Raw genomic sequence first — 23,695 nt, 5'->3', positions numbered from 1 at the left:
GGACCCCAAGCCATTCATCTGGACCAAGACGGCCGAGGAGATCCTCGACTCCCTCGCCCGTTTCTGCCGACGAATCTCCGGCGCAGGACACTAGCTAGTCTTCCGAGTCAGGAATCTCGACTTGCGTCAGCCGTGCTGGTGCTGGACGAGCGCGGGCGGAGTCCTGCTCATGTACCAACCCTCGACGCGGGGTCCGACGAGGTCGGACGGCCAGCCTGCCGTCTCGACGGCGGCATCGTAGACGGCGTCACCGAACGCCACAATGGCCTGGTGCGGGTCCGCTGTCTCCCTGAGCTTGGCCCACGGCAGACGAACCAGGCCAGCGTCGGGATGCCAGGCGGCGCCCTCAACACCCCAGGACCGGCCTTCGAGACCGTCCGGCTGGGGCCAGATGTACGCGTACATGCCCACGTTCGGCGCCTTGGCATCCCCGAAGGAGAATCCCACCGACACGTACGCGTCGAGCTGGGCATTCTGCATGAACGGCGGCTGGTGGGGCGGCGGCACGGTGGGCTGCGCCCTGAAACGCGTGGCTGACAGGTCGAAGCCGCCCCACATCACACCGACCCGGGGGCGGTGTCCCAGGAAGGGGGCCTGCCACGCCTCGAGCCCGTCAGCGGCAAGGTTGAACGCTGTCCAGATCAGCCGGGCCGCGTGGCCATCCCAGGTGCGTTCGACGTGATCGTCCTCGAAGCGCGGCGGGGCATCCGGAATCTCGCAGATCAACGAGCTGCGCGGTCGGTGTATGCCGAGCTCGTCTGCCGCATCGCAGAAGGAGGCATAGAACATGGCGACCGATCCCCTGGACAATGGCACCGTCCGCGAGCCGTTGTCGGCCTCGATGACCACGCCACCGTCGAGCAGGCTGTAGTGCACCGTGAAGGTCACGCCCCGCTGCCGAAGGGTTGGCGTACTGAGCCCCCTGGGGGTGACATCGAGGACGATGTTTCCCCAGCCGACTTCGAAGGGCTCGTCGAGGGTGTACTTGCCTGCGACCTGTACCACCCGGTTCACGTAGTCGACCGTGGGCGCCAAGTCCTCATAGACCAGCGTCGGCCACGCATTGAGACGTTCGCTCACAGAGAGCCTCCCAGCGCGTCGATGGGATCAGCGGGAGGGGATGTCAGGTGCCGCGCCCGCTCCCCCATGCAGCGACGGGCGGACCTCAGACACCGAACTGCAATGCAATACCCAATTCTCACATGCAGGTCAGGGTCCTGCCCACTCGGTGGCGCCGGGCGTCCGACGTGCTCGGCCAGCAGCCACGAGGCGGTGGGTGACCGAAAACCCCGCCTTCTTCGCCTGAGGGTCGAACCGTGCCGTTCTTTGCAGGTCAGCTGCCTATCAGAGGGTAGAACGCGGTTCACAGAGGATAGAGCGCCGTCGCTTCGAACGAGGTGGAGGTCGACGCCGCAGCCGTCGTCGTCCTGCTCACGGTCACGGCACGCTCGGTCTGCAGGGACACGGCGGCTCCCGCCCGGGACTGACCATACCGCCAGCCTGACCGAGCCGGCCCGCCGCACCATCGTCAGACTCGGCGTGGAGCGGTCCCCGCTGCCACGAACATGGATGCGCCAGGCACAGTTGGGTCCGCTTCGGCACGGGCGCGCTGCGTCACGAAACCCAGGCGGGTTGCAGGTTACTGAGGCACGCTCCTAGCTGCTCGCGCGGAAGATGGGCCAGCCGACCTCGGTGACCAACTCGTCCTCGCCGGTCACATCGAGGGGGCTGCGCAGATAGAACTCGCGCAGCGGGCCGTCAACACTGATCTCGTGGCGCGCGGCATGGGTGCCCAGGTCGCCGTAGGTGAGATCTATGGTCTGCAGAGTCCCGCGGTGAACCGCGACCGCGAGTTCCGCGCCGGGTACGACCACGGCGTCGATCCGGCCGACCGGGCGAACCTCACCGTCGACCGGGACGAACACCAGCGCCTCCCCGTGCTCGTCCTCAAGCAGCTCATTCGCGAAGAGACCGCCCATCGGGCCGGTGGTGCGCAGTCCGCGGGCGGTGGTGAAGCCGTGCAGCTCGCCCAGCGCCCCCTGCCACCAGCCCGCGAGGTCCTGGCGGTCGACGACCTCGCGGATCCCGATGGCCGCCTGCTCACGGACCGTGCGGTACTCGATGGTCGACCCGTGCACGGGCCGCGCCAGTAGGTCGCGCAGCGACTCGACGGCGCTCTGCGCCTGCGCGAGCCGGTTCTCGAGGCGCGCGAGATGCGCGGCGATCAGCTGGTTGCGGGTGCTCACGTCCTCGGCGGCCAGCACCGCCTTCACGTCCGCCACCGGCATGTCCAGGTTCCGCAGGCGCACGATCACCTGAGCGGTGGGCACCTGGTCCGGGGAGTAGTACCGGTAGCCGGTTGCCGGGTCGACATCGGCCGGCGTGAGCAGCGCGACGTCGTGGTAGTGCCGCAGCGTCTTGACGCTCAGATGGGTCGCGCGGGAGAACTCGCCGACCGTCATGCCCGTGTGCATGGCACCAGTGTCAACCCTCCCCCAACTGGAGGGTCCAGCGGACGATCTCCGGTTGACCCTCCCGTGCGGGTAGGGCCCAGGGTCGGCGGTAGGCGCCGCACAGCGCCGAGGCCCTTATGAGGAGACTTCCCATGAACACCAATGCCCAGGCCGCAGCTCTGCCCGATGTTGTCGCCGCCTATATCGAGGCGGTCAACGCCTTCGACGTGGACGCCGTCCTGGCGATTTTCGCCGACGACGCCGTGGTCAACGACGCGAGCCGCGAGTTCGCCGACCCCGCCTCGATCCGCGCCTGGCTGGACCGCGAGATCGTCGGTGACAAGGTCACGATGGAGGTCACGGAGTTCGCGCGTCACGGCAACCTGATGGTCGTGCGGGCGCGCTACGACGGCGAGTACGACAAGACGAACCTGCCCGACGAACTGGTGCTCACCAACTACCTAACGGTCGCCGACGGCAAGATCACCTCGCTGGTCATCGTGCACAACCAGCCCTCTCCCTACTGAGGGCGGCTCCCCGGCGATGGCTGACCTGGCTGCCCCACCGCACCGCCTCGGGCCGCACGCTCCCCGGTGGCGGGCCGAGTCCGTCGCCATTCGTGGAAGGAACACCCCATGAGCACACTGGTCACCGTCGAGCTGTTCGCCCAAACCGGCCGCGGCGACGACGTCGCGAAGCTGCTGCTGGACATCCTGGGCGAGAGCCTTGAGCACGAGGGCTGCGAGGACATCCGCATCCTGCGCGACCAGAACGACCCCGACCACGTGACCGGCCTGACCCAGTGGACCGAGGCGCACAACTACACCGACTACCTCACCTGGCGCACGGAGCACGGCTTCACCGCTGCCTTCGAGGCCATGCTCACCCGCCCGCTGGTGATCCACTACTACGACGAGATCTACCAAGGCCAGGGCATCGCAGCTCGCTGAGAGCCCCCACTCGGGATGGGACTCGCCCCCGCTGCGCTACGCCAGCACCGGGAGCTCTACGTGACCCCCGGATACTCTGCGTGATCGCAGCGACGGCCACTTGATTCCCCGTCAAGTGGCCGTCAGTGGGGAATCCCAACTGGCCACTACGTAAGGGTGTGCGGGTGCCGTGCGGGGTCCTGCGGTCAGCCGGTGGCGGGCATGCCGATGATGGTCTTCCAGGTGCGGAAACGGTCGGTCATCTCGGTGCGATAGTCACTGGCTGTGCGTAGATGTCGTCGGGGCCGGAAGAGAGCCGAGATCCTGGAGAACGCGGCGAGGAATCTTTGTGCCGCGCCCGTGGAGCGGAAGTTCTTCCTGGCGCGTTCGCGCTGCCTCGTGGGCTGGTGGCTGTTCTCGGCTCGTTTGTTCAGGTACTTCGAGCTGCGGTGCTCCGCCGAGGGCATCACCTCGCGGTGCGCGGCACCGTAGCTGCGGAGCTTGTCGGTGACGATCACCCGGGGCACGTACGCGTACTGCTTGAGGAGCTTGCGGAAGAACCGCTTCGCGGCAGCGGCGTCGCGCTTGTCGGTCACCAGGATGTCGAGGACGTTCCTGTCCTGGTCCACGGCCCGCCACAGGTACCGCCTCCGCCCGTCGACCTTGATGAACACCTCGTCCAGATGCCACCTGTCGCCCGGGCGGGCCGCCGCCGGCGCAACTCCCGCGCGTAGACGGGCCCGAACCTGGCGCACCAAGCCCGGATGCTCTCGTAGGACACGCTGATGCCGCGCTCCAAGAGGGGCTCCTCAACCTCCCGGCACGAGAGCGGGAAACGGTGGTACAGCCACACATTGTGACTGATGATCTCCGCTGGGAACCGGTAGCCCTTGTACGACGCCACTTTCACGACCAGCCCCCCACGACGACCCTCACCAAGAGGGTCCCACGGGCCACGCGAACAACTTGATAGCGCCAGCTCGACGGTTCCCCTGGCCAACCGCTCCACTGCAAAGCGCCTGGATCTGGGAATTCGAGGACGATACGTACACAACGAAGCCGGCGGAGTGGATGACGGGGCACCGCGCAGGCGGCTCAACCAACACGGAGGCACAGGCGCGGGGCACTGACGAGGCGGCAGTCCGTGCTGCCTTCGTCCAAGCATGCGCCCAGGCCGAAGCCTTGTGCGAGCAAAGCGCTCATGCGGAACTCGCGACGGCGGTGGCGTAGTGGGCTGACCGTGAGGTCGGCGGCTGGCGGCTGGCGGCTGGCGGCTGGCGGCTGGCGGCTGGCGGCTGGCGAGGCTCCCGTTCGATGGCGTTGGTCACCACCTGTCAGCGGTCAGGAACGGCAGAGTCTGGGGCAGCACGTCGGTAGATCGAGCCCAGCCGCCCTGGTGGTCGGCACCGGGGATGGAGAAGAAGTCGATGCCGATGCGTTCGGCGACCGTGCGCATCGGTTCGTGCCAGGGGTCGGCTGTGCCGCAGTACATCAGCATCGGGACATCGACGGACGTCAGAGCGGCGTCGATGCCCTGGTCGCGGGAGAACGCGTCGTAGTTTGCGCGCAGGGCCGTGGGATCGCTCGCCTCGATGACGGCGGCTTGCGAGGGATCGGCGTAGGCGCCCTGCCGCAGGACGTCGAACGCGTCGGTGTCGGCAGGCAGTCCGAGTTGCCGGAAGGCGTGGTCGCGTGCGGAGGCGAAGCCGTCCACGGGATCCCAGGAACCGGCGATGACCCGCGCACACCGTTCCGGCGCGTGCAGCGCCATGCCGAGTGCGGTCAAGGCACCCATGGAATAGCCCCAGATGCCGGCCCGGTCGGCACCGATGTCGTCGAGGACGGCGGTGACGCACTCCACGCGGCGCTCCAGAGCGTAGGCGGCGGGATCATGCGGGCCGTCACTGGCGCCCAGGCCCAGCGGGTCGATGGCCACCACGGTGTGGCCGGCCCGCAGCCTGGGGGTATAGCCGGTGGCGCTCCAGCTCGCACCGGTCTGGAACATCCCCGGGTGCAGAACCAGAACCGGCCCGTCCCCGGACACTTCGTAGAAGATCTTCAACCCGTTGCTGTGCACTGTCGGCACCTGTTGCTCCTTGTCCACTGCCTGAAGGCTGCCCCGAAGGCATTGCCGAATAGCGCCTGCCACCAGGAACGTTACGACTTGTAACAGGCGTCATCCTGAAGCATGCTCGGGTGCGGCGGAAGGAGGAACTTTTATGTCGCAACGGCACACCGTGGTAACCGACCAGCTCGCAGCGCCGCTCCCGGACGACGCGCCGGAGATTCCCGATTGCCCGCTCAGAGAGGTGCTCGCCCTGATCGGCGACAAGTGGAGCGCCCAAGTGCTGGTCGTCCTCGGCGATGGCCCGCACCGGTTCACCGAACTGGAGCGAGCCATCGAGGGCATCAGCCGACGCATGCTGACGCTCAGCCTGCGCAACCTGGAACGGAACGGGCTGATCACTCGAACCGTCCATCCCGATGCACCACCGCGCGTGGAATACGCCACCACCCCCTTGGTCGATGAGATCCGGGAGCCACTGGAGGCACTGGCGGCGTGGGCCGACCGGAATCGACCCGCCATCGCAGCCGCACGGCAGGCATATGACGGTCGCAACTGAGCTGATGGAGACCCTCGCGAAACCCCCGGACCTGCCCTTGCTCCTCACTTCTTTGCGTGATCAACGACGTGTGCGACGTGAGGGCCACTGAAGCGAGGCATGCGGCCCGGCGCGAGGAACTCCTCTTTGGCGTAGCGGACTTCGATGCCGTGCCCATCATCGACCCCGATTGCGGCCCGGAAACCGGTCAGGTCGCGGGCAAGCTGAGATCCGGTACGTCCCCGGGAGTATGGCGGGAGCCTCCGCCCGGCGGACGCCTCGGCGAACGCAGTCCGGTCAACTACATTGCGCCGGAAGCGTCTTCAAGCCGGCACCGGTCTCAACACCTGGAGGTGTCGATCTTGTCGCCATTCGCCTCGCCCCGCCGACAGTCCGCGGGAGCACTCAGCGGTGTCCTGTACGTGCTGTTCTTCATGGCCAGCATCGTCATCAGCGGTATCACCGCGCCGTCCGGCCCCTTCGCGACCCCGTATTCCAGCGATGCCGTGGTACGGCAGTACCTGCTCACCGACCCTCCTGCACTGCACCGCTCGCTACAGCTCTCAGCGTTGCTCCAGACGCTTTCCGCGCTGGCACTGCTGGCCTTCATCCCCTGGCTGACCGACTTCGTGGCGCGCTACAGCACCTCCGCGCGGGCAGGCGTGGTGCGGGCTATGGGTACCACCTCCGCAGCTCTGCTGGTGATCTCCGCGAGCGGTAGCTGGATCCTGTCGATGCTGGGCTCCTCCGCTGAGCTGTCTGTGGCCCGTGCCTTGATGGACCTGACCTTCATCACCGGCGCGGCTCCCGCGATCGGCACGCTCGGCCTGGCCCTGTGGGCGGTCTCCCGCACCGCCCTGGCAAGCCGGGCGCTGCCTGCCTGGGTGGGCTGGTCCGGCCTGGTCCTGGCCACGGCCAGCGTCCTGTCACTGCTGTCCCTGGTCGCCAAGCCGGCCACAGCGCTCATCCCATTCGGCCGCTATGTGGGCTTCGCCTGGTTCACCGCGGTGAGCCTGATGATGTGGCGCCGGGAGACCCGTACCGACCTCCCAAAAACGGGCGACCATGCGGGTGCCTGACACATCAGTGCCAGGGCAGCAACTGGATGATCCTGGTGGAAGGTCCTGGTGGAAGGTCCTGGTCATGCCGCAGATCTCGAAGTGGCAACCGGGATACGTATCCGGTGCCGCCCGTTGTTATTGATCATGAAGGCAATCGCACTTCAGCAGTGCGGGGGCCCGGAAGGCCTGGAACTCATAGAGCTGCCGACCCCGAAGGTCGCCCCCAGCGAGGTCCTCGTGCGGGTCAAGGCGGCGGGCGTCAACCCGGTGGACTGGAAGCTCGCCGCCGGTTACCTCGACGACGTCATGGAGGCGCACTTCCCCTTCATCCCGGGCTGGGAGGTCTCCGGCGTCGTCAGCCAGAGGTTTCGATGCCACCGAATTCGAGGTCGGCGACGAGGTCGTGGCCTACATTCGCAAGGACTGGGCGCAAAACGGCGGCTATGCCGAACTCGTGTCCGCGCCGGTGCGCACTCTCGCCCGCAAGCCCGAGTCCCTCAACTGGTTGCAGGCCGCCGGGCTGCCGCTGGCCGGACTGACGGCCTGTCAGGCCATCCAGCGGCTCGGCATCACCAAGGGCGACACTGTGCTGATCCACGCGGCTTCCGGCGGTGTCGGCTCGTTCGGCGTGCAGATCGTCGTCGCTCAAGCAGCGCGCGTCATCGGCACCGCCAGCAAGCACAATCACGACTACCTCCGCGGACTCGGCGCCGAGCCCGTCACCTACGGCGACAGCCTGTCCGACCGGGTGCGCGAGCTGGCGCCCGACGGCGTCGACGCGGCACTCGACCTCGTCGGCGGTGACGCGGTGGCTGTCTCCCAGGAAGTGCTCAAGAACCCGAAGCGGGTCGCCTCCATCGTCGACAGCACCGTCACCGACAAGGGCGGTCACCTCGTGTGGGCCCGCCCCAGCTCGGACGACCTCGCCGCGCTGTGCGCCCTCGCGGACTCCGGCAAGTTGTCCGTCACCGTGGACCGCACCTTTCCGTTGGCCGAGGCCCCCCGCCGTCCCTGACGCCCTGCGCTCCTCCCCCCTCACCCGGTCCTCCCCAGCGGCGCTGACTGCGCCCCGCCTCCCCGTCGCCCGCTCAGCACGATCAGCACGATCAGCAAGCCTCACTCCAGACCAATATTCCCCAATTGGCTCTGCACGCACGGTAATTGGCGCCCTCAAGATGAACTCATGGATGTCCACATCATCGACTCCTTCGCCGACCGCCCCTTCACCGGGAACCCGGCTGCCGTCTGCCTGCTGGACTCCAGCAACTGGCCCGCGGACGCATGGATGCGGCAGATCGCCACAGACTTCACCTTCTCCGAGACGACTTTCGTCCGTGCGCTACCCGCAGGTTCCGAAGCCGACTGGGGCATCAGGTGGTTCGCCCCGCTCGTGGAGATCAGACTGTGCGGTCACGCCACATCGGCCACGGTGCACGCCCTTCGCGCCGCGCGAGGGATCACCGGCACCGTGCGGTTCGCCAGTCGGCACAACGGCGTGCTGCTCGCGCACGGCCACCCCGACGGCAGCATCACGCTGGACTTCCCCGCCCCGCCGACGGCCCAAGTGGCCCTGCCGAAAAGCCTGTCCGAGGTGCTGGGCACCAGACCCGACTCGACCTTCACCACGGGCGCGATCGGCGATCTGCTCGCCGTCCTTCCCGATGAGGCACCGGGCGGGCCGCCTCTCCCGACCTGGCCGCGCTCGCCGAACTCACTCGCAGCGAAAGGCCCCGAGGTCTGATCATCACGGCGCCGGCCGCCGGCCCCGGCCTGGGGTACGACTTCGTCTCGCGCTTCTTCTCCCCGGCCGACGGCATCCCCGACGACCCCGTCACGGGCAGTGCCCTCACCGCACTGGCGCCGTACTGGTCCGCGCGCCTGGGACGCCCGGAACTCGTCGCCCTACAGGCGTCCGCGCGCACCGGTCACGCGCGCACGGCGGTACGCGGCGACCGCGTCCACCTGACGGGACGCGCCCTTACCCCTCATCGAGGGGCACCTGTGCGCGGCGTAGGGGAACGCCCGACGGGACAACCCCGGCGACTTCCCTTCGACCGGCGAGCATCTGCGGCGACACGCCCCCACTGCACCGGAGCACCGGATTTCCGACGAGGGAACGAGGTCGTTGACGTCAACTGCGCGGGAGCAGGTCGGTCACGGTCCCGTTGTCGCAGCGCGGGAACGAGTTGGGGGACCAGCACATGCTGAAGGAAAGTGTTCCGGAGCGAAGACGTGCCGGTGGGAGACCGGTTGGCGTACTGGGCCGAGTGCGTGGGGCGAACGCACGCTCCGGTGCGCATGAGCAGCGAGCACGCCCACGACTTCCGGGCGACCCAACGCGTCTTGGACCTGGGTGCAGTGACTGTGTGGCCGGCCACCTTCCAGCAGTTGCGCACCCAGCGGACGCCCAAGCTCATCCGGCAGTCCGACCCCGAGGTGTACCACGTCTCACTCATCACCGAGGGGACAGCCGTCATCGACTGGGACGGACACGGGACCGCGTACCACCCGACGGACCTGCACATCAACGACTCTTCGTTGCCGTGGGAACTCCGCACCGACGATGCCCCCGTCACCGCCGTGGGGATCGAGATCCCCCGGGCCCTGCTGCCGTTGCCACCCACCATGGCCGAACGCGCGCTGCCCCGGCGCATGTCGTCCCAGGACGGCGTCGGCGGTCTGTTGGCGCAGTTCCTCAGGCAGGTGACCGCGGACGCCTCCTCCTTCCAACCCACTGACGGGGGGCGACTCGGCGGAGTCCTGATCGACCTGGTCGCCGCGCTCTTCGCCCACGCCGTCGATTCCGACGAGGCCCTTCCCGCGGAGCCTCGCCGGCGGGCGCTCACCCTGAGCGTCCAGCAGTTCGCCCTGGCGCACCTGCACGACCCGGAGCTCACCCCCTCCGCCCTCGCCGCAGCGCACCACATCTCCGTCGCCTACCTCCACCGTCTCTTCCAGCACGAGGACCGCACGGTCGCCGCCTGGATCCGGCTCAGACGCCTGGAGGCAGCCTGCCGCGACCTCGCCGACCCGTCCCTGCACTCCGCCCCCGATCCACACGATCGCCAGGCGCTGGGGCTTCCGCCGCGCCAGCGACTTCAGCCGCGCCTTCCGCGCGGCGTACGGAACTTCACCGACGGACTACCGGGGCCAAGCACGACCAGAGGCGTGGTTGGCTGACAGCTGAGCCCGCTCAGTGACGACGGCTCACGACCCGGGCGGCCGCCACCGGCCCGCGGGCGGCGACTATCAGCTCCAGATCCTCAACGGCGAGGGCAGTAGTCACCTTGGCCGGCCCCAGGGCGGGACGGCGCGCGGGTCGCAAGAGCCGGCGGGCTTCGGGCGGCGTACCGCGTCCAGCACCGGCTCCCAGCCGACCAACACGCCCGCGGGCAGGACGCGGGCGGCTCCATGATGCCGTCCACCTGGTCAGCGCCAGCGGGAACAACCTCCTCCAGCAGGACGGCCGGCGGCGGGCCGCCGAGCGGGGCGAGGACCTGCGTTCACAGCTGCCCGTCGCGCCCGGGCGGGCAGGCTCCCAGGCCCAGGCCCAGGCCCAGGCCCAGGCCCAGGCGACGAGACGGGCCGGCTCCGGGACGGGTCCGGCGGCCACCAGGTTCGGGATGAGTTCGACGCCCCGCTCCCACCATTCCTGGCCTTCCACGTCGCACACGGGAGCCGGGGGTGGGGCGGCCAGGGGTGCGGGCGGCCCTGCGGCGAGGTAGGCCGAGGGCAGGCGATCGTTCAGCAGGGCGTCGACTGCGGCCAGCCGGGAGAAGCCGCGGGTGCCCAGCGCCAAGTCCACGCCGGCGTCCACGTCCGCCGCGGGCAAGTCGAGCACGGCGCCAGCCGGGACCCACCGTAGGCAGCCGCGTCGCCGGCGTGCGCCAGGTCTAGTACTGCAACGGATAGGCGCCTTCGACGGAGGCTTCAGGGACTTGGAGTGCTTCGCACGGAACCGGCCTGCCTATCCCTCATCGGCCTCCTGGCCGTTGGCTGCGTTGGCTTCGTTGGCACGGTCGATCTCGGCCATGTGCTCCTCCGCCCAGGTCCGCAGCCCCGCAAGCGCGGCTTCCAGGGACAGCCCGAGTCCGGTGAGTCGGTAGAAGACCCGTGGTGGCGTGGTCGGTTCGACCCGGCGCGACACCAGCCCGTCGCTGGTCAGGCTTCGCAGTGTCACGGACAGCATCTTCTGCGAAACGCCGGGCATCCGGCGTCTCAGCTCCGCGAAGCGCACCTCGTCCGGTGCGGCATCGGCGAGCGTCTTGACGGCCATGGACGTCCACTTCGTACCGATGCGGTCCAGCAACTGCCGCGTCGGGCAGTGGGGATCGAACAGATCGCCGCGTACCCCACGACCGGCGGCTCGGGCTCCTCTGGTGGTCACCTGTGGCTCACCACCTTCCCTGAAAGTGCCGTCTTGGAAGCGGCCGGACAGTTACCTACCGTTCTGTGGTCACCAATGGTAACCAACCGGAGGAGCCATCATGCCCGTAACCACCGCACACCACCTGCGCCGCATCGTGACGAACGGCGTCCAACTCAACGTCGCCATCGCGGGAGACGGACCTGCAGTTCTCCTGCTGCACGGCTTCCCGCACACCTGGGAACTCTGGAGCGGCATCATGGGCCGGCTGGCCGGGCGGTACCGGGTCATCGCCCCGGACCTGCGAGGCTTCGGTGCCAGTGCACGTGCCGCCGAGGGTTACGACGCAGGCACCCTCGCCGCCGACGCCGAAGGGCTGCTCGACGCACTCGGCGAGCCCTCGGCAGCGGTGGTCGGCATCGACGCGGGCACCGCCCCCGCCATCCTGCTCGCGCTGCGCCGGCCCGGCCTTGTCCGGCGCCTGGTCGTGATGGAAGCACTGCTCGGCCGTCTGCCCGGAGCAGAGCACGTCGTCGCGGGCGGCGCCCCGTGGTGGTTCGGCTTCCACGCCGTCCCCGGCCTCGCTGAGACCGTCCTGGCCGGCAACGAGGCCCCGTACATCGACTGGTTCCTCGACTCGGGGACGCTCGGGCGAGGAGTACCCGACGAGGTCCGTGCAGCCTTCGTCCACGCGTACACCGGGAGCGAGGCCCTTCGCTGCGCGTTCTCCTACTACCGGGCCCTGCCCACCAGCGCGCAGCAGGTCCAGGACGCCGTCGCGACGGCTCGGCTGACCATGCCCACCATGGCCGTCGGCTCTCACCCCGTCGGCACCGGGCTCGAACGCCAACTCCGTCCCATCACCGATGACCTGGTCGGACACCATCTCCAGGACTGCGGTCACATCATCCCCCTCGACCGCCCCGACGCATTGTTCGCGCTCCTTTCTCCCTTCCTCTCCGCCGATCTGCCGAAGTGACAGGAGCGGGCCGAAGGATCACGGTCGACGGTTCGGGCGTTCGTCCCAGCGCTCAGGCCTACGCGGCGCTGGTGCGGAACTTCGTGCGCGCCAACCTCACCCTGGGGCAGCAGGCCCCCCGCTATCAACGCCACGGTGTCCCCGGCGGGGCCCTGACCGTCACGGACACCACGCAGACGTCACCCCGGCCGCTGCCCTACCCGAGTGTCGCTTGGTGGTGGACCGTCTGAGACCAGCAGTCGTATCAGCGCCGATCGATGGTCTCAGACGGAACGAGGTTGCAGCGGCGGGACGTTGATCGCGTCCTCGGCGGGGGCTTCGCCCTGGTCGTCCGTGGCTCTCATGACGCTGAGGCCGTGGGACTGGCCGCAGCGTCTGACCCGCGGCGCGGACCGGGAACATCGTCGTTGCCCCGGGCCGCGCGGCCGCTGCTCCGGAACGTGCTACGACGACTGCCTGCCAGGCGCGGACCCGTTCGCACTCCCGCTCACGGGCCCACGGGCCCTGGCCGCCACCTCCCGATACAACTGCGCGGCACCGCCAGTCGGGCCGCGTCCGACGTACCCTCCATGCCGGGCACGCCCAACAGCACACGCACCGCGCCGCCCAACCGGGCGCGAGCGTCCTGGCCGAGCGGCCACGGTTCGCCTGCGGACCGCTCCGAGAACCGACAGGCGCTGCATGTCCGATCCTCCTGTTCTTACTCCTCCTGCTCCTGCTCCTGCGGTCAGGCTCGGCGTCCGCCGTCGGCCGACAGTGTGGTGCCGGTGATGTAGGCAGACTCGCCTGAGCACAGCCAGATCGCGGCGTCGGCGATCTCGTCCGGGGTGGCGAGACGGCCGAGCGGGGTAAGCGCTTCGTGCTGCGCGATCATGCCGGTGCCCTCGGCGACCTGGTCCAGTTTCGCGGTGCGGGTCATTCCGGGAGCGAGGGCGTTGACACGGATGCCGTCAGGGGCGTAGTCGACGGCGGCGGCCTTCGTCAGCCCGATGACACCGTGCTTGCCGGCCACGTACGCGGGAGAGCGCGGGATGGCGTACAGGCCGCCGCCGGAGGCGATGTTGACGATCGCCCCGCCTCCTGCCCGGCGCAGCTCCGGGATCTCGTGCTTGACGCAGAAGAACGTGCCGGTCAGGTTGATCCGCAGCACGCGCTCCCACTCCGGTGCCGTCATCTCGGTCAGTTCCCGGCCACTGGAGGGGACGCCGGCGTTGTTGACCGCCAGGTCCAGCCGTCCGAACGCCGTTACGGTCGTGCGGATCGCCGAGCGGACGGAGTCCTCGTCGGCGATGTCGACCGGGACGGCGATCGTGCGGCCGCCTGCCGCGGTGATCGCTTCGGCGGTCTCGTGCGCTGCGGCCTCGTCCAGGTCGAGGACCGCCACCGCTGCGCCGCGGCGGGCGAGACCGGACGCGATGGCGCGTCCGATCCCGCTGCCGGACCCGGTGACCAGGCCGACCTTGCCGGTGAAGTCGCTCACGCGAGCGTCTCGTGGTTCGCCCATGCCGCCTTGTATGGGTAGCGGGTCCGCCAGGTGTCGAACACCGCCTCGACTTCCGGCGAGGCGAAGAGGTTCCCCAGCGCCTCCAGGTCGGCGACGCCGAGTTGGATGACGGCGGTGGCGATGAACGCCGGGATCTGCTCCTCGCCGGGTACTCGGATGTGGCGCTGCGCGGCGAATGTCAGGAGCGAGCCGGTGTTCTTCGCTGCCGTTTCGACATCCGTCAGGTACTGGTCCAGGTCGCTGTCGGGAATCGGTTCGGTGAACTGAACGAACAGTGTGTGGTTGATCATGTCCCCATGTGACCACCGAATCGCCGGTCGCGTCCAAGACCCGTCGCGCCTTGTTCAATAACCTATGGGAATGGATCTGTTGGAAATTAGAGAGCTGCGATACTTCGTCGCCGCCGCCGAGGAACTCCACTTCGGCCGCGCTGCCGCCAGGCTCTCCATCGCGCAGCCCGCCCTGTCGAAGTCCATTCAGCGCATCGAGTCACGGCTCCGCGTGCAGTTGTTCGACCGCACCAGCCGCAGCGTCGCGCTGACATCCGCTGGCGCCGCTCTGCTGGAACACGGCCGGCATGCGCTGAACGCGATGACGATCGCCGTGCAGAACGCACAGCGCGCTGCCGGCGACGCACCGCTCAGATTCGTGATCAAACCCGGCGGGGACGCAAACCTGCTCTCCGGAATCCTCGCCGCCTACGCTCAGCACCCCTGCGCCCGGCAGGTCGACATCCTCTTCAGCGGTGCCACCGACCGGACCGACCATCTCCGCGACGGCCGCGCCGACGCGGCCCTGCTCTACGCTTCCTTCGACGACCTCACGGGGTTCGCCGCAGAGACGCTCCACGTTGAGGACCGCGTGGCCGTCCTCCCAGAAGGGCACCGGCTCGCCGCCCGCGACAGCATCGACCCGGCCGAGCTCGACGACGAGGTCTTCCCGCGGTGGCCAGGTGTTCCCGACGCCGGGAACGGCCCCGAGATCGCCGATGGCGCCGCACTCGTCGCGCTGGTCAGGATCGGCCGTGTCGTTGCCGTCGTGCCCCGCTCGCTCATCACGCCGGCGCCCCCGGGCATCGTGTGCGTACCCGTCCCCAACGCAGGCCCGAGCCGGATCGTCATCGCCCGTCGCGAACACGACCACCGCAACCACGTCACCGCGCTCGTCACCGCCGCCGCGTCACTGAGACAGAAGTGACCAGCCGCAGCACCCGTCTTGGGCGAGCCATTCATAGGCCTGGCGCGAGGACGGGGTGACCGGATAACCGATCTCGGACTGGATGGGTCAACCGGCGCACCGGCCCGTCGGGGCACCTCTTGACGGGTCTGGACACGACGCCTGCGAAGGTCGAGGGGAGTGCGCTCGAAGGCCAGGCGCCTGGCGGAGCGTGGGTGGCTCCTTCCGGAGGCATCGGGGCATTCAGTGCCGGCCGGCGGCCCGCGGCCGCGCCAGACGACGGCTCATCCGCGTGACCATCGACCACCGGATCATCGCCTCGCTGGAAGCGGGCAGGGTTTCGTAATCGCGCATCAGGCGAAAGGAGTTCATCAGCCATGCGAACGTGCGCTCTGCCACCCCTCGCTTCGGCAGCACCACGAACCCGGTCATGTCGTCGGTGTGCTTGACGATCCCCAGGATCAGGGCAAGCCTGTCACCACCCGGAACCTGAGTTGGACTCGCCCGGAACGGGCACGAAAGGCTGCGGCACCAGGGCCTCCTGGTCTGCTCGGGCTGCCATGCCCACGAGCTGTGCAGGAGGCCGGTCCTCATGCTCGCACAGGCCGGACATCACCCGGCTAAGTCCCAACCTCGAACCCACGAACACCACTATCGGTACGACTACGGCTTCTAAGCCCGGCTCGGCCGGCTGCGCCGCTATGGCAGATCCCGGCGCATCAGGTCGGCGTAGGTCTCGCGGCGTACCACGGCGCGGTGCGCGCCGTCGCGGACGAAGACCACCGGCGGGCGACGCGCGCCGTTGTAGTTGTTGCTCAGCGCATAGGTGTAGGCGCCGGTGACCGGCACGGCGATCAGGTCCCCGACGCGTGGGTCCTCCAGCGGGACGCCGGCGCTGAGGATGTCGCCGGACTCGCAGTGCCGGCCCACCAGGCGGCACAGCTCGCCCCCGCCGGTCGGGCGGCCGGCGACGGCGGCCTCGAAGCGCTGCTGGTACAGGGAGACTTCGAGGTTGTCGCCCATGCCGCCGTCGACGGCGACGAAGGTGTGGCCTCCGCCGCGCTTGACGGAGACGACCCGGTACAGCGAGACGCCGGACTCGGCGACCATCGAGCGGCCCGGCTCGATGAGGATGCGGGCGTCAGCGGGCAGCAGGCGTCGGGCGACGTCGGTGACGGCGTCGAGGTACGCCTCCACCGCGGGCGGTTGGTCGGCGTAGGTGTAGCGGGAGCCGAGGCCGCCGCCCACGTCGTAGACGGCGAAATCGCCGAGTTCGGCGACCGCCTCGACGGCCTGCGCGAAGGGTACGAGGTCCAGGATCTGCGACCCGACGTGCACGTGGACGCCGTCCAGCCGCAGCCGGTCGCTGCCGCGCAGCCGCGCGATCGCCGCCCGGGCCTGCGGCAGGGGCAGACCGAACTTGGAGCCGTTCTGGCCGGTGGACACGGCCTCGTGGGTGTCGGGGCAGATGCCGGGGGTGATCCGGACCAGTACTCCCTGCTCCGCCGCGGTGTCGGCGAGGATCTTCTCCAGCCGGTCGATGTCTTCGAAGTTGTCGACGACGACCGTGCCGGCGCCGGCCTCGACGGCGAGGCGCAGCTCCTCCTCGGTCTTGGCGTTGCCGTGGACGACCAGGCCGGCCGGGTCCGCGCCTGCGGCGAGGGCGAGGGTCAGCTCGCCGCCGCCGGCCACGTCGATGCCGAGGCCCTCCTCCGCGAGCAGCCGGATGACGGCGGTGCAGGGGAACGCCTTGGAGGCGAAGACGGCGCGGGAGTTCGGCCAACGGGCGGCCAGGCCGTCGGCGTACCGGCGGGCGCGGGCGCGGACCGACGCCTCGTCGAGGATCAGCGCGGGAGTGCCGTAGGACTCGGCGAGTTCGGCCGCCGGTACGCCGCCGATCACCAGTCCGCCGCTCCCGTCCCGGGTGGTCCCGGGCGGGAACAGCCCCAGCAGTTCCCGGCCTGCCTGCGTCTGCGTCGTCGCCATCCGCGCTCCTTGTGCCACTGATCCATCCCGCTCCCCTGCCATCCTCCCGCTACGGTCACTCCGGATCATCGTTGACATCGTCAATACGGGTCTCCCAGACTTGACGCCCACAACAATCCTGCGAGTCAGGGGTGCACCATGCGGGAGTCCGGCGCTCGGGGGCACCTGCCCGTCCGTCAGCTCGTGGACAACATCGGCCCGGCGCTGCTGCGCCTGGTTCAGGAGGGGACCGGCAGCGGCGGGCCGCTCACCGACATCGCCATCCATGCCCCGGGTGCGCCGGCACAGCTCGGACCCGGGTGCGTGGTGCTGGGGGTGGGCGTGACCACGGAGGCCGAGCTGCGCGAGCTGACCGCGGCCATGTCGCAGGCTGGCGCGGAGGTGCTGGCGGTGAAGGCCCCCGTGCCGCCGTCGGCCGACGACAAGCCGGCGATCATCGAGGTCAACCAGGGCGCGTCCTGGATGCACGTGGCGACGACTGTCCGTGAGCAGCTGCTCGAGTACGCGAGGACGCGCGTGCGCTCGGCCGGCAGCGGCGCGGAGCTGTTCGCCCTGGCGAACGCGGTCTATGAGGCCGTCGGCGCCCCGGTCACCATCGAGGACCGCTTCTCCGCGCTGGTCGCCTGGTCGGAGGGGCAGGACCGGACCGACTCCGAGCGGATCGAGAGCATCCTGGGGCGGGCCGTGCACCAGCGGACGCTCGCCGAACAGCGCGAGCGTCAGGAGTTCGAGCGGCTCCATGCCAGCACCGAACCGGTGTACATGGAGGCGACCGGGGCGGATCAGCTGGCAAGGGTGGCCATCGCGGTCCGGGCCGGTTCGGACGTCCTCGGCTACATCTGGGCCGCCGTCACCGGTCCGCTCGACGAGGCGGCCACAGCCCGGCTGCGCGAATTCGCGCCCGTGGTCGCGCTGCAGCTGGTCGGCCTGCGCACGGAGACCAGCTACGCCCGCCGCCAGCGCGGCGAGCTGGCCGCCGCGGTACTCGGCGGGGCGGCCGATCCTGTGGAGGCGAGCCGGCTGCAGCTGGGCTCCGGCCCGGTCTGCGTCCTGGCCGCGGCCCCGCGGCTGGCCGGCCGCACAGGATCAGACGCGTCGGGCCCCGACGCGCTGGACGCCGCCGGGCTACGCCGGTTCGCGGACACGCTGGAGTACTTCCTGGCTGCCGTGCACCCCCGTTCAGCCCTGGTGGCGGGCACCGGAGTGGTGTACGTACTGGCCGGCTGGCCTCCGGAACACGCCACGGCCCTGGAGTCGGCCGCCGCCCTGGCCCGCGACTTCCTCGCGCGGACCCCACTGGCCGGTGACTACGTGGTCGCCGTCGGCGGCCCGGCCGGATCGATGGGCCGGATCGCCGACGTGCGGGCGCAGGCGGACGCCGCGCTGCGGGCGCTGCGGCATCCGGCCGGCCACGGACCGGCCGTACGCACCGTGGAAGACATGGCACTGGCGGTTCTGCTGCTGCACCTCGCCGACGCGACTGAGTCGCTCGGCCTGCCGGACGCCTGCGGCGCGCTGCACCGGCTGCGCCAGGAAGAGGGCCAGGACGGTCCGCTGGCGGCGACCCTGGCCGCCTATCTCGCCGCCGCGGGAGCCACCGACACCGCGGCGGAGGCCCTGCACATCCACCCCAACACCATGCGCTACCGGCTGCGCCGTATCCGCGAGGTCTCCGGGCTGGACTTCACCGATGCCGACGCCATGCTGCTCGTGCACCTTCAGCTCCGGGTGCGCGAGCTGCGGACAGGCGCTTCCCAAGGCTCCGGCTGATCCCGGAACGAGCGCGTGTAGCGACACCCGTCCAGGTCGACCCAGAGCACCGCGCCGTCCAGGGCGGGGCCGGACGTCAGGCGCTCCGGCAGCCGGGGGTCGGCTCCGATGCGGAACGTCCCGTCGTCGAACGGGACGAGTTCCGGTTCGTCGCAGGGCGCTTCCACACCGGTCGCGGCGATCATGTGCAGTCGTCCCGCCCGCTGCACGATGCTGAAGCTGGGATACCAGGGGGTGTAGCTCCGGTAGTGACCCGCGAGTGCGTGCGGGGGAGCGGTCGGCGCGGAGGGGCTGGGGCCCAGTGACTCGGGTCCATAGAGCCAGCGTCCGTCCAGAGAGTGGTGGTAGGCGGACCATCCTGGGTGATCGCACACCAGCCGCCCGTCCCCCGCGTCGTACAGCCTGCCGGTCACCCCTTCCGAGGTGAGCGAGAGGCGGTCGTCCCGCGTGGCCTCGACGCGGATCTGACGCGGCGTCGTGCCGTGGATCCCGACGTAGCGCTGGGCGTCGGGGATCCGCTCCGGGTCGAACAGCGCCGGGTCCGCCGGGGCTCCCTGGACGACGGCGAGTAGATGGCGGGCGAAGCGGTCGATGATCTGGCACTCCCCGGGTGCGTTGGTCAGCACGGCGACACCGTGCCCGCCGTCGATGTCGACGGCGAGGTACGAGCGGTATCCGACCATCCCGCCGGCGTGCGTCAGCCAGGTGCGGCCGTGGATCACTTCCACGTCCACGCCGAGCGCGTAGCCGGAACTGACCGTGTCCGCAGGCACCGTGACGATCTGTCGGAACGACTCCGGCCCGATGATCCTGGTGCCGTCCATGGTGCCCCGGCCCAGCAGCATGCGGGCGAACCGCCCCAGATCGGAAGCGGTTGCCAGCACGTTCCCATCGGCCGCCGAATACTCGAAGAAGCCGGCCGGCGCGAGCGGGGCCGACGGCAGCGGCGGGCGGTCGTCGCGCAGGAACCGGTACCCGGTGGCGAGTTCGGCGATGTCCTCGTGAGTGATCCGCGCCGCCGAGTCGCGCATGCCCAGGGGCCGCAGCAGCCGTTCGGCCATGGCGTCCGCCAGCGATTCCCCCGTCACCTGCTCGACGATCAACCCCAGCAGGTTGTAGCCCTCGTTGGAGTAGTGGAACAGCTCACCTGGTTCGGCCCAGGTCCTCGCATCGCGCAGCGCGTAGCCGCGTGCGGCGGCATCGGGCAGTGCGTCGGCCCCGGCCACCAGGCCGGAGGTGTGCTGCAGGAGGTGCCGGACGGTGATCGCGCGGGAGCCGTCGTTCGGGGCGAACCAGGGCAGGTGGTCGGCGACCGCCGCGTCGAGGTCCACCTTCCCCTCGTCCGCCAGTATGCCGAGCAGGAAGGCGGTGAAGGTCTTGCTGACGGAACCGATCTCGAACCGCGTGTGACGGGAGACCGGCGCCCCGGACTCCGCGTTCGCGAAGCCTGCGGTGACGCACGCGGACTCGCCGGTCGCATCGACGACGCTGATCGCGATTCCCGGCACCGGCCACCAGGTCCGCAACCGCTCCGCAAGCCCAGAGAGCACCCGTTGCACATCCATCAGACGCCCGCCTTCCGCGAACCGAATCCCGCGAACCGGTCCGGACCCAGCTCGACCTGGGAGGAGTCGATCTCCGCGTCCGGCCGGTCGCCTTTGACGAACCGTCGGCACAGCGGGTACAGCAGCACGGCCAGCAGCGCCACCGCGAGACTCGTGCCGAACGTCGCGGCCTCGTTGACGGCCGTACTCCACGCCAGGTACATGATCATCGCTGTGGGCAGCGCGACGACCAGGACCGCGCCGGGCCAGCCGCCGGGGACCCGAACCGGCCGGACCATCTGTGGATACCTCCAGCGGAGGACCAGGAAGGCCACGAATTCCAGCAGGATCGAGGCCAGGGTGAGCAGCACCGTGGCCCGCAGGATCGCGCTGAAGTCGACGGCAGAGAGCACGACGACGACGGTGGTGCTCGTCAGCAGTGCACCCACCGGCGTGTTGAACCGTCTGCTGTCCCGGGCCATCCAGCGCGGCAGGTACGCGTCCGCGGCGAGCGCCCGCGGAACCCGGGTGCTCGTCAGTAGGATCGCCATGAACAGCCCCACCAGGGAGAGCACCGATCCCAGGGAGATCAGCACCTTCAGCCAGATTCCGCCCAGGGCGTCGCCGACCACGATGAAGTCGCCCTGAACCCAGTCGGCGGGCGAACCCCGGTGCAGCCCGCTGCCGATGGCGGCGATGGTGGGCAGCAGGTAGGCGGCGATGATCAGCGGAACCGAGATGACCAGGGCCCGGGTGTAGGTCCGGTGTGCGTCGGCGACCTCGCCCAGCACGGTGCTCGGGCCGTCGAAGCCGAGGTGGAGCCACACGATCACGCTGAGCGCGCCGGCCACCGACGAGTGGACGCTCTCCCCCGGCACCATGAAGGGCGAGAGCACGTTGATTCCGTTGCCGACCGCATGCCAGATGCCGAGGACCGTCAGCACCGCGAATGGTGCGAGGATCAGCAGCATCATCCCGACCGAGTACCCGCTCACCGCCTTGGAGCCGCGGTAGTTCAGGTACGCCATCGGGACGATGAGGGCGACGGTGACGATCCAGTGCAGGTCCACGACGAAACCGCCGTGGAACAGGTCCACGATCACCAGCCTCTTCCCGCGGGCGATGTCCGGGACCCAGGTGGCCAAGTAGTCGACCAGCAGGAACGGGTAGAGGGCAAGGTTCAGCACCGACCCGATCGAATTCCAGGCCCCGAACACGAATGCCGCACCTCTGCCGAGCGCGATCTTCGTCCAGTAGTAGTAGCCGCCGTCGACCGGTATCGCGGCACTCAACTCCGCTGCCACCAGCGCGTTCGGCACGCCGAAGACCACCGGCACCAGGACGATCATTAGCAGGGTCATGCCCGGACCGGCGTTGGAGAGTGAGGCTTCGAGCCCGAAGGGGCCTCCGGACACCGTGAAGAAGAAGATTCCGACCAGGGGCAGCACGCCGAGCCTGCGTCTGCCCGCCCCGGGCGCCGACCGTGTGATTTCCGACGGGATCAGTTCGGTCATCCTGGGCTCCATTCTCCGTTCGGGCCTGGTCGGCACAACGTACGGGGCGTCACCGGGGCCGTTCTCGTCGTGCGCGCCAAAGCCGCGGCCCGTCGGTTGTCGCTGCCACCAACGCCGGGCTGATCCACCCGGAACACGACGAAGCCCCGGGCGACGAGGTCACCCGGAGCTTGTGACAGGACTGAGGTTTGGGGTCGGGTCAGGCGGCGCGCAGTGGATGAGTACCGAGCAGTTCAAGGCCCTGATCACCCCCTTCGAACAGCACGTCGTCGACCTGGAGCTCAAACTCCAGGATCAGGGAGACGAGCTCACTGCCGCCCGCGCCACCCACCGCGAGCTCATGGCTCAGCTCAACCGTCAGCCCAGCCGGGATCGACACGTGCTCTCACATCGTCCACCGCGGCGCTTCATGCCCACCGCCTCCAGAACGGACTTCCGCAGCCCGCCGCCCTCACCACCGCCCCTCTCCGTTGGGAGTATGTCTGGCGACCAGTGCCTGCTGGGCGCGTGGTGATCACAACCAGCCGTTGGCCTCCGCGAGCCGGGCCGCCTCGGCGCGGGTGCGGGCCTGCATCTTGCCGATCGCCGACGACAGGTGGTTGCGCACGGTGCCCTGGGACAGCCGCAGCGCCCTGGCGATGTCCGCCACGGTGCCGCCCTCGGCGGCGACGCGCAGCACATCCGCCTCGCGCCCGGTCAGCGGGCTCGCGCCAGCGGCCAGTGCTTCCGCGGCGAGGGCCGGATCCACGAAGCGCAGGCCGGTGTGAACGCGGCGGATCGCGTCGACCAGTTGTTCGGGCGGGGAGTCCTTCACGACGTAGCCGGCCGCGCCCGCGGACATCGCCCGCCAGAGGTAGCCGGGTCGGCTGAAGGTCGTGCAGACGATGGTGCGGCAGCCGGGCAGGGCCCGTTGGAGGTCGGCGGCGACGGTCAGACCGTGCCTGCCGGGCATCTGTACGTCGAGCAGCGCGATGTCGGGCGTGATCCGCTGCGCGGCGGCCAGCACCTCGGTGCCGGTGCCGATTTCGGCGACCACGTCGATGTCGGGTTCGAGGCGGAGCACGGCTGTGAGGGCGCCGCGTACGAGTGCTTGGCCGTCGGCCAGCGGGATACGGATCGTGTCGGCTCGGCCTCCTGCGACGGTGCGAGGGGGATCGCCGGGTCCGGCCCGCGGGCGACGACCCGGAACCCGCCGCCGGGGGCAGGTCCGTGAACGCCTCGCGCAGCTCGGCGCGCACAGTCTCGGTCGCGGCGGGCAGTTCGGCCCGGATGCCGGCGGCACGCAGCGCCATGCGGGCGCCGGCGAGTTCGCTGTCCAGCGACTGGATGCGGTAGCCCGAGCTTGACCTGCTCGCGCGCGGCCCGCAGGTGACCGATCGTGAAGTTGAGCCCGAAGACGGTGCCGAGTGCCACGGTCACGCCGACGAGGAGGGCCACCTGCGCCCAGGCCACCTCGCCCTGGGCAAAGCGCATCCAGACGATCTGCCGCAGCACCGTGACAAGGTCGAGCAGCAACGCATGGCATGTCCTCTATGTCCTGAGGCCACACACGACACTGCCCATGGCCACGAGCGCATGAGCATCCAACTTCGGCCATGCAGACCCTCGTGGACCCGGTCATCGAGCAGGGGCGAGGCATCGCCACCCGCTACGAGAAGACCGCAATCATCTACCCGGCCGAACTTCACATCGCAGGCATTTTCCCCTGGTCCGCCCGGCGATCCAAACGAAGGTTCGTAGAGAGATTTGTGAGATGTCCGCCCTCGGCGAACAGTAAAAATGGCCTCTGACCTGGGACTTGCAGTTGATC

24 protein-coding genes and 3 pseudogenes are annotated in these 23,695 nt (G+C 69.6%); 13 read left to right on the top strand and 14 right to left on the bottom strand.

Annotated features, from left to right (window positions below; all coding sequences use genetic code 11):
* Window positions 1–126: 126 nt before the first annotated feature.
* Together ACFVT2_RS33260 and ACFVT2_RS33255 are read right to left on the bottom strand one after the other, a co-directional pair.
* Entirely contained in the window at window positions 127–1,080 is a 954-nt protein-coding gene (locus ACFVT2_RS33260; protein WP_390024004.1) for a DUF5996 family protein, read from the bottom strand.
* 575 nt (window positions 1,081–1,655) lie between these two features.
* Complete coding sequence (locus tag ACFVT2_RS33255; protein WP_390024002.1) at window positions 1,656–2,474, bottom strand: MerR family transcriptional regulator; 819 nt, start codon at window positions 2,472–2,474, stop codon at window positions 1,656–1,658.
* A 131-nt stretch (window positions 2,475–2,605) separates the two neighbouring features.
* Here ACFVT2_RS33255 and ACFVT2_RS33250 point away from each other — a divergent pair, with 131 nt between their 5' ends.
* Window positions 2,606–2,980 (top strand): nuclear transport factor 2 family protein, encoded by a 375-nt coding sequence (locus ACFVT2_RS33250; RefSeq protein WP_390024001.1) that lies wholly within the window; start codon window positions 2,606–2,608, stop codon window positions 2,978–2,980.
* Between the two features lie 108 nt (window positions 2,981–3,088).
* On the top strand, window positions 3,089–3,403 hold the full coding sequence (locus ACFVT2_RS33245; RefSeq protein WP_390023999.1) for a putative quinol monooxygenase: 315 nt from the start codon (window positions 3,089–3,091) through the stop codon (window positions 3,401–3,403).
* 185 nt (window positions 3,404–3,588) lie between these two features.
* Here ACFVT2_RS33245 and ACFVT2_RS33240 read toward each other — a convergent pair.
* Window positions 3,589–4,292 (bottom strand): annotated as a pseudogene (locus ACFVT2_RS33240) (IS6 family transposase).
* Between the two features lie 414 nt (window positions 4,293–4,706).
* Complete coding sequence (locus tag ACFVT2_RS33235; protein WP_390023997.1) at window positions 4,707–5,468, bottom strand: alpha/beta fold hydrolase; 762 nt, start codon at window positions 5,466–5,468, stop codon at window positions 4,707–4,709.
* 133 nt (window positions 5,469–5,601) lie between these two features.
* Between ACFVT2_RS33235 and ACFVT2_RS33230 the strand changes: the two genes are divergently transcribed.
* From ACFVT2_RS33230 to ACFVT2_RS33200, 7 genes and pseudogenes are all read left to right on the top strand, one after another.
* Entirely contained in the window at window positions 5,602–6,006 is a 405-nt protein-coding gene (locus ACFVT2_RS33230) for a winged helix-turn-helix transcriptional regulator (protein WP_390023995.1), read from the top strand.
* Between the two features lie 56 nt (window positions 6,007–6,062).
* On the top strand, window positions 6,063–7,064 hold the full coding sequence (locus ACFVT2_RS33225) for a hypothetical protein (RefSeq protein ID WP_390023993.1): 1,002 nt from the start codon (window positions 6,063–6,065) through the stop codon (window positions 7,062–7,064).
* A 126-nt stretch (window positions 7,065–7,190) separates the two neighbouring features.
* Window positions 7,191–8,061, top strand: a pseudogene (locus tag ACFVT2_RS33220) (NADP-dependent oxidoreductase).
* Between the two features lie 168 nt (window positions 8,062–8,229).
* Window positions 8,230–8,787 carry a PhzF family phenazine biosynthesis protein gene (locus ACFVT2_RS33215; RefSeq protein ID WP_390023991.1) on the top strand — a complete coding sequence of 186 codons (558 nt, stop codon included), beginning with the start codon at window positions 8,230–8,232 and terminating at the stop codon, window positions 8,785–8,787.
* A complete protein-coding gene (locus ACFVT2_RS33210) occupies window positions 8,739–9,254 on the top strand; it encodes a PhzF family phenazine biosynthesis protein (RefSeq protein WP_390024014.1) in 516 nt (171 codons plus the stop codon). Before ACFVT2_RS33215 ends, ACFVT2_RS33210 begins: the two co-directional genes overlap by 49 nt.
* 90 nt (window positions 9,255–9,344) lie before the next feature.
* A pseudogene (locus ACFVT2_RS33205) lies at window positions 9,345–9,770 on the top strand (AraC family transcriptional regulator); the annotation flags it as partial.
* 328 nt (window positions 9,771–10,098) lie between these two features.
* Window positions 10,099–10,233 carry a helix-turn-helix domain-containing protein gene (locus ACFVT2_RS33200; protein WP_390024012.1) on the top strand — a complete coding sequence of 45 codons (135 nt, stop codon included), beginning with the start codon at window positions 10,099–10,101 and terminating at the stop codon, window positions 10,231–10,233.
* A 6-nt stretch (window positions 10,234–10,239) separates the two neighbouring features.
* Here ACFVT2_RS33200 and ACFVT2_RS33195 read toward each other — a convergent pair whose 3' ends face one another.
* Entirely contained in the window at window positions 10,240–10,887 is a 648-nt protein-coding gene (locus ACFVT2_RS33195; protein ID WP_390023989.1) for a hypothetical protein, read from the bottom strand.
* Window positions 10,888–11,013: 126 nt separating this feature from the next.
* On the bottom strand, window positions 11,014–11,433 hold the full coding sequence (locus ACFVT2_RS33190) for a winged helix-turn-helix transcriptional regulator (protein ID WP_390023987.1): 420 nt from the start codon (window positions 11,431–11,433) through the stop codon (window positions 11,014–11,016).
* Between the two features lie 100 nt (window positions 11,434–11,533).
* Here ACFVT2_RS33190 and ACFVT2_RS33185 point away from each other — a divergent pair, with 100 nt between their 5' ends.
* Both ACFVT2_RS33185 and ACFVT2_RS33180 read left to right on the top strand, forming a co-directional pair.
* The gene (locus ACFVT2_RS33185; protein WP_390023985.1) at window positions 11,534–12,391 is read left to right on the top strand and encodes an alpha/beta fold hydrolase; all 858 of its coding nucleotides are present in this window, start codon (window positions 11,534–11,536) and stop codon (window positions 12,389–12,391) included.
* Window positions 12,392–12,462: 71 nt separating this feature from the next.
* Window positions 12,463–12,621, top strand: a complete 159-nt coding sequence (locus ACFVT2_RS33180) for a hypothetical protein (RefSeq protein WP_390023983.1) — start codon at window positions 12,463–12,465, stop codon at window positions 12,619–12,621.
* A gap of 497 nt (window positions 12,622–13,118) precedes the next feature.
* Here the strand turns inward: ACFVT2_RS33180 and ACFVT2_RS33175 are convergent, their stop codons facing one another.
* Window positions 13,119–13,871 carry an SDR family NAD(P)-dependent oxidoreductase gene (locus tag ACFVT2_RS33175; RefSeq protein WP_390023981.1) on the bottom strand — a complete coding sequence of 251 codons (753 nt, stop codon included), beginning with the start codon at window positions 13,869–13,871 and terminating at the stop codon, window positions 13,119–13,121.
* Window positions 13,868–14,185: a hypothetical protein gene (locus ACFVT2_RS33170; protein ID WP_390023979.1), complete on the bottom strand. Its 318-nt coding sequence runs from the start codon at window positions 14,183–14,185 to the stop codon at window positions 13,868–13,870. The genes ACFVT2_RS33175 and ACFVT2_RS33170 overlap by 4 nt, the downstream gene beginning before the upstream one ends.
* A gap of 70 nt (window positions 14,186–14,255) precedes the next feature.
* Between ACFVT2_RS33170 and ACFVT2_RS33165 the strand changes: the two genes are divergently transcribed.
* Entirely contained in the window at window positions 14,256–15,092 is an 837-nt protein-coding gene (locus tag ACFVT2_RS33165) for a LysR family transcriptional regulator (protein ID WP_390023977.1), read from the top strand.
* Between the two features lie 222 nt (window positions 15,093–15,314).
* Here ACFVT2_RS33165 and ACFVT2_RS33160 read toward each other — a convergent pair whose 3' ends face one another.
* Both ACFVT2_RS33160 and lysA read right to left on the bottom strand, forming a co-directional pair.
* The gene (locus ACFVT2_RS33160; protein ID WP_390023975.1) at window positions 15,315–15,503 is read right to left on the bottom strand and encodes a hypothetical protein; all 189 of its coding nucleotides are present in this window, start codon (window positions 15,501–15,503) and stop codon (window positions 15,315–15,317) included.
* 267 nt (window positions 15,504–15,770) lie between these two features.
* Window positions 15,771–17,057 (bottom strand): diaminopimelate decarboxylase, encoded by a 1,287-nt coding sequence (lysA, locus tag ACFVT2_RS33155; protein ID WP_390023973.1) that lies wholly within the window; start codon window positions 17,055–17,057, stop codon window positions 15,771–15,773.
* A gap of 138 nt (window positions 17,058–17,195) precedes the next feature.
* Here lysA and ACFVT2_RS33150 point away from each other — a divergent pair, with 138 nt between their 5' ends.
* Window positions 17,196–18,827, top strand: coding sequence for a helix-turn-helix domain-containing protein (locus ACFVT2_RS33150; protein ID WP_390023971.1), 1,632 nt, complete (start codon window positions 17,196–17,198; stop codon window positions 18,825–18,827).
* Here ACFVT2_RS33150 and ACFVT2_RS33145 read toward each other — a convergent pair.
* From ACFVT2_RS33145 to ACFVT2_RS33130, 4 genes are all read right to left on the bottom strand, one after another.
* On the bottom strand, window positions 18,776–20,377 hold the full coding sequence (locus ACFVT2_RS33145) for a serine hydrolase domain-containing protein (RefSeq protein WP_390023970.1): 1,602 nt from the start codon (window positions 20,375–20,377) through the stop codon (window positions 18,776–18,778). The two genes, ACFVT2_RS33150 and ACFVT2_RS33145, sit on opposite strands and share 52 nt — an antisense overlap.
* 14 nt (window positions 20,378–20,391) lie before the next feature.
* Window positions 20,392–21,885, bottom strand: a complete 1,494-nt coding sequence (locus ACFVT2_RS33140) for an APC family permease (protein WP_390023968.1) — start codon at window positions 21,883–21,885, stop codon at window positions 20,392–20,394.
* A 199-nt stretch (window positions 21,886–22,084) separates the two neighbouring features.
* Complete coding sequence (locus ACFVT2_RS33135; protein WP_390023966.1) at window positions 22,085–22,264, bottom strand: hypothetical protein; 180 nt, start codon at window positions 22,262–22,264, stop codon at window positions 22,085–22,087.
* Between the two features lie 135 nt (window positions 22,265–22,399).
* A complete protein-coding gene (locus ACFVT2_RS33130; protein ID WP_390024010.1) occupies window positions 22,400–23,002 on the bottom strand; it encodes a response regulator in 603 nt (200 codons plus the stop codon).
* Window positions 23,003–23,695 lie beyond the last annotated feature (693 nt).

Source organism: Streptomyces sp. NPDC058000 (genome assembly GCF_042886435.1).
Lineage (GTDB): Bacteria > Actinomycetota > Actinomycetes > Streptomycetales > Streptomycetaceae > Streptomyces.
The sequence above is the reverse complement of the archived record's forward strand: the minus strand, read 5'-3'. Positions and strand labels throughout refer to the sequence as shown.

Bases quoted from the DNA above. Each gene is read 5' to 3' on its own strand.
- ACFVT2_RS33140 (WP_390023968.1), bottom strand. From the start codon at position 21,885: ATGACCGAACTGATCCCGTCGGAAATCACACGGTCGGCGCCCGGGGCG.
- ACFVT2_RS33230 (WP_390023995.1), top strand. From the start codon at position 5,602: ATGTCGCAACGGCACACCGTGGTAACCGACCAGCTCGCAGCGCCGCTC.
- ACFVT2_RS33165 (WP_390023977.1), top strand. From the start codon at position 14,256: ATGGATCTGTTGGAAATTAGAGAGCTGCGATACTTCGTCGCCGCCGCC.
- ACFVT2_RS33150 (WP_390023971.1), top strand. From the start codon at position 17,196: ATGCGGGAGTCCGGCGCTCGGGGGCACCTGCCCGTCCGTCAGCTCGTG.
- ACFVT2_RS33250 (WP_390024001.1), top strand. From the start codon at position 2,606: ATGAACACCAATGCCCAGGCCGCAGCTCTGCCCGATGTTGTCGCCGCC.
- lysA (WP_390023973.1), bottom strand. From the start codon at position 17,057: ATGGCGACGACGCAGACGCAGGCAGGCCGGGAACTGCTGGGGCTGTTC.
- ACFVT2_RS33245 (WP_390023999.1), top strand. From the start codon at position 3,089: ATGAGCACACTGGTCACCGTCGAGCTGTTCGCCCAAACCGGCCGCGGC.
- ACFVT2_RS33255 (WP_390024002.1), bottom strand. From the start codon at position 2,474: ATGCACACGGGCATGACGGTCGGCGAGTTCTCCCGCGCGACCCATCTG.
- ACFVT2_RS33185 (WP_390023985.1), top strand. From the start codon at position 11,534: ATGCCCGTAACCACCGCACACCACCTGCGCCGCATCGTGACGAACGGC.
- ACFVT2_RS33215 (WP_390023991.1), top strand. From the start codon at position 8,230: ATGGATGTCCACATCATCGACTCCTTCGCCGACCGCCCCTTCACCGGG.
- ACFVT2_RS33170 (WP_390023979.1), bottom strand. From the start codon at position 14,185: ATGATCAACCACACACTGTTCGTTCAGTTCACCGAACCGATTCCCGAC.
- ACFVT2_RS33160 (WP_390023975.1), bottom strand. From the start codon at position 15,503: ATGACCGGGTTCGTGGTGCTGCCGAAGCGAGGGGTGGCAGAGCGCACG.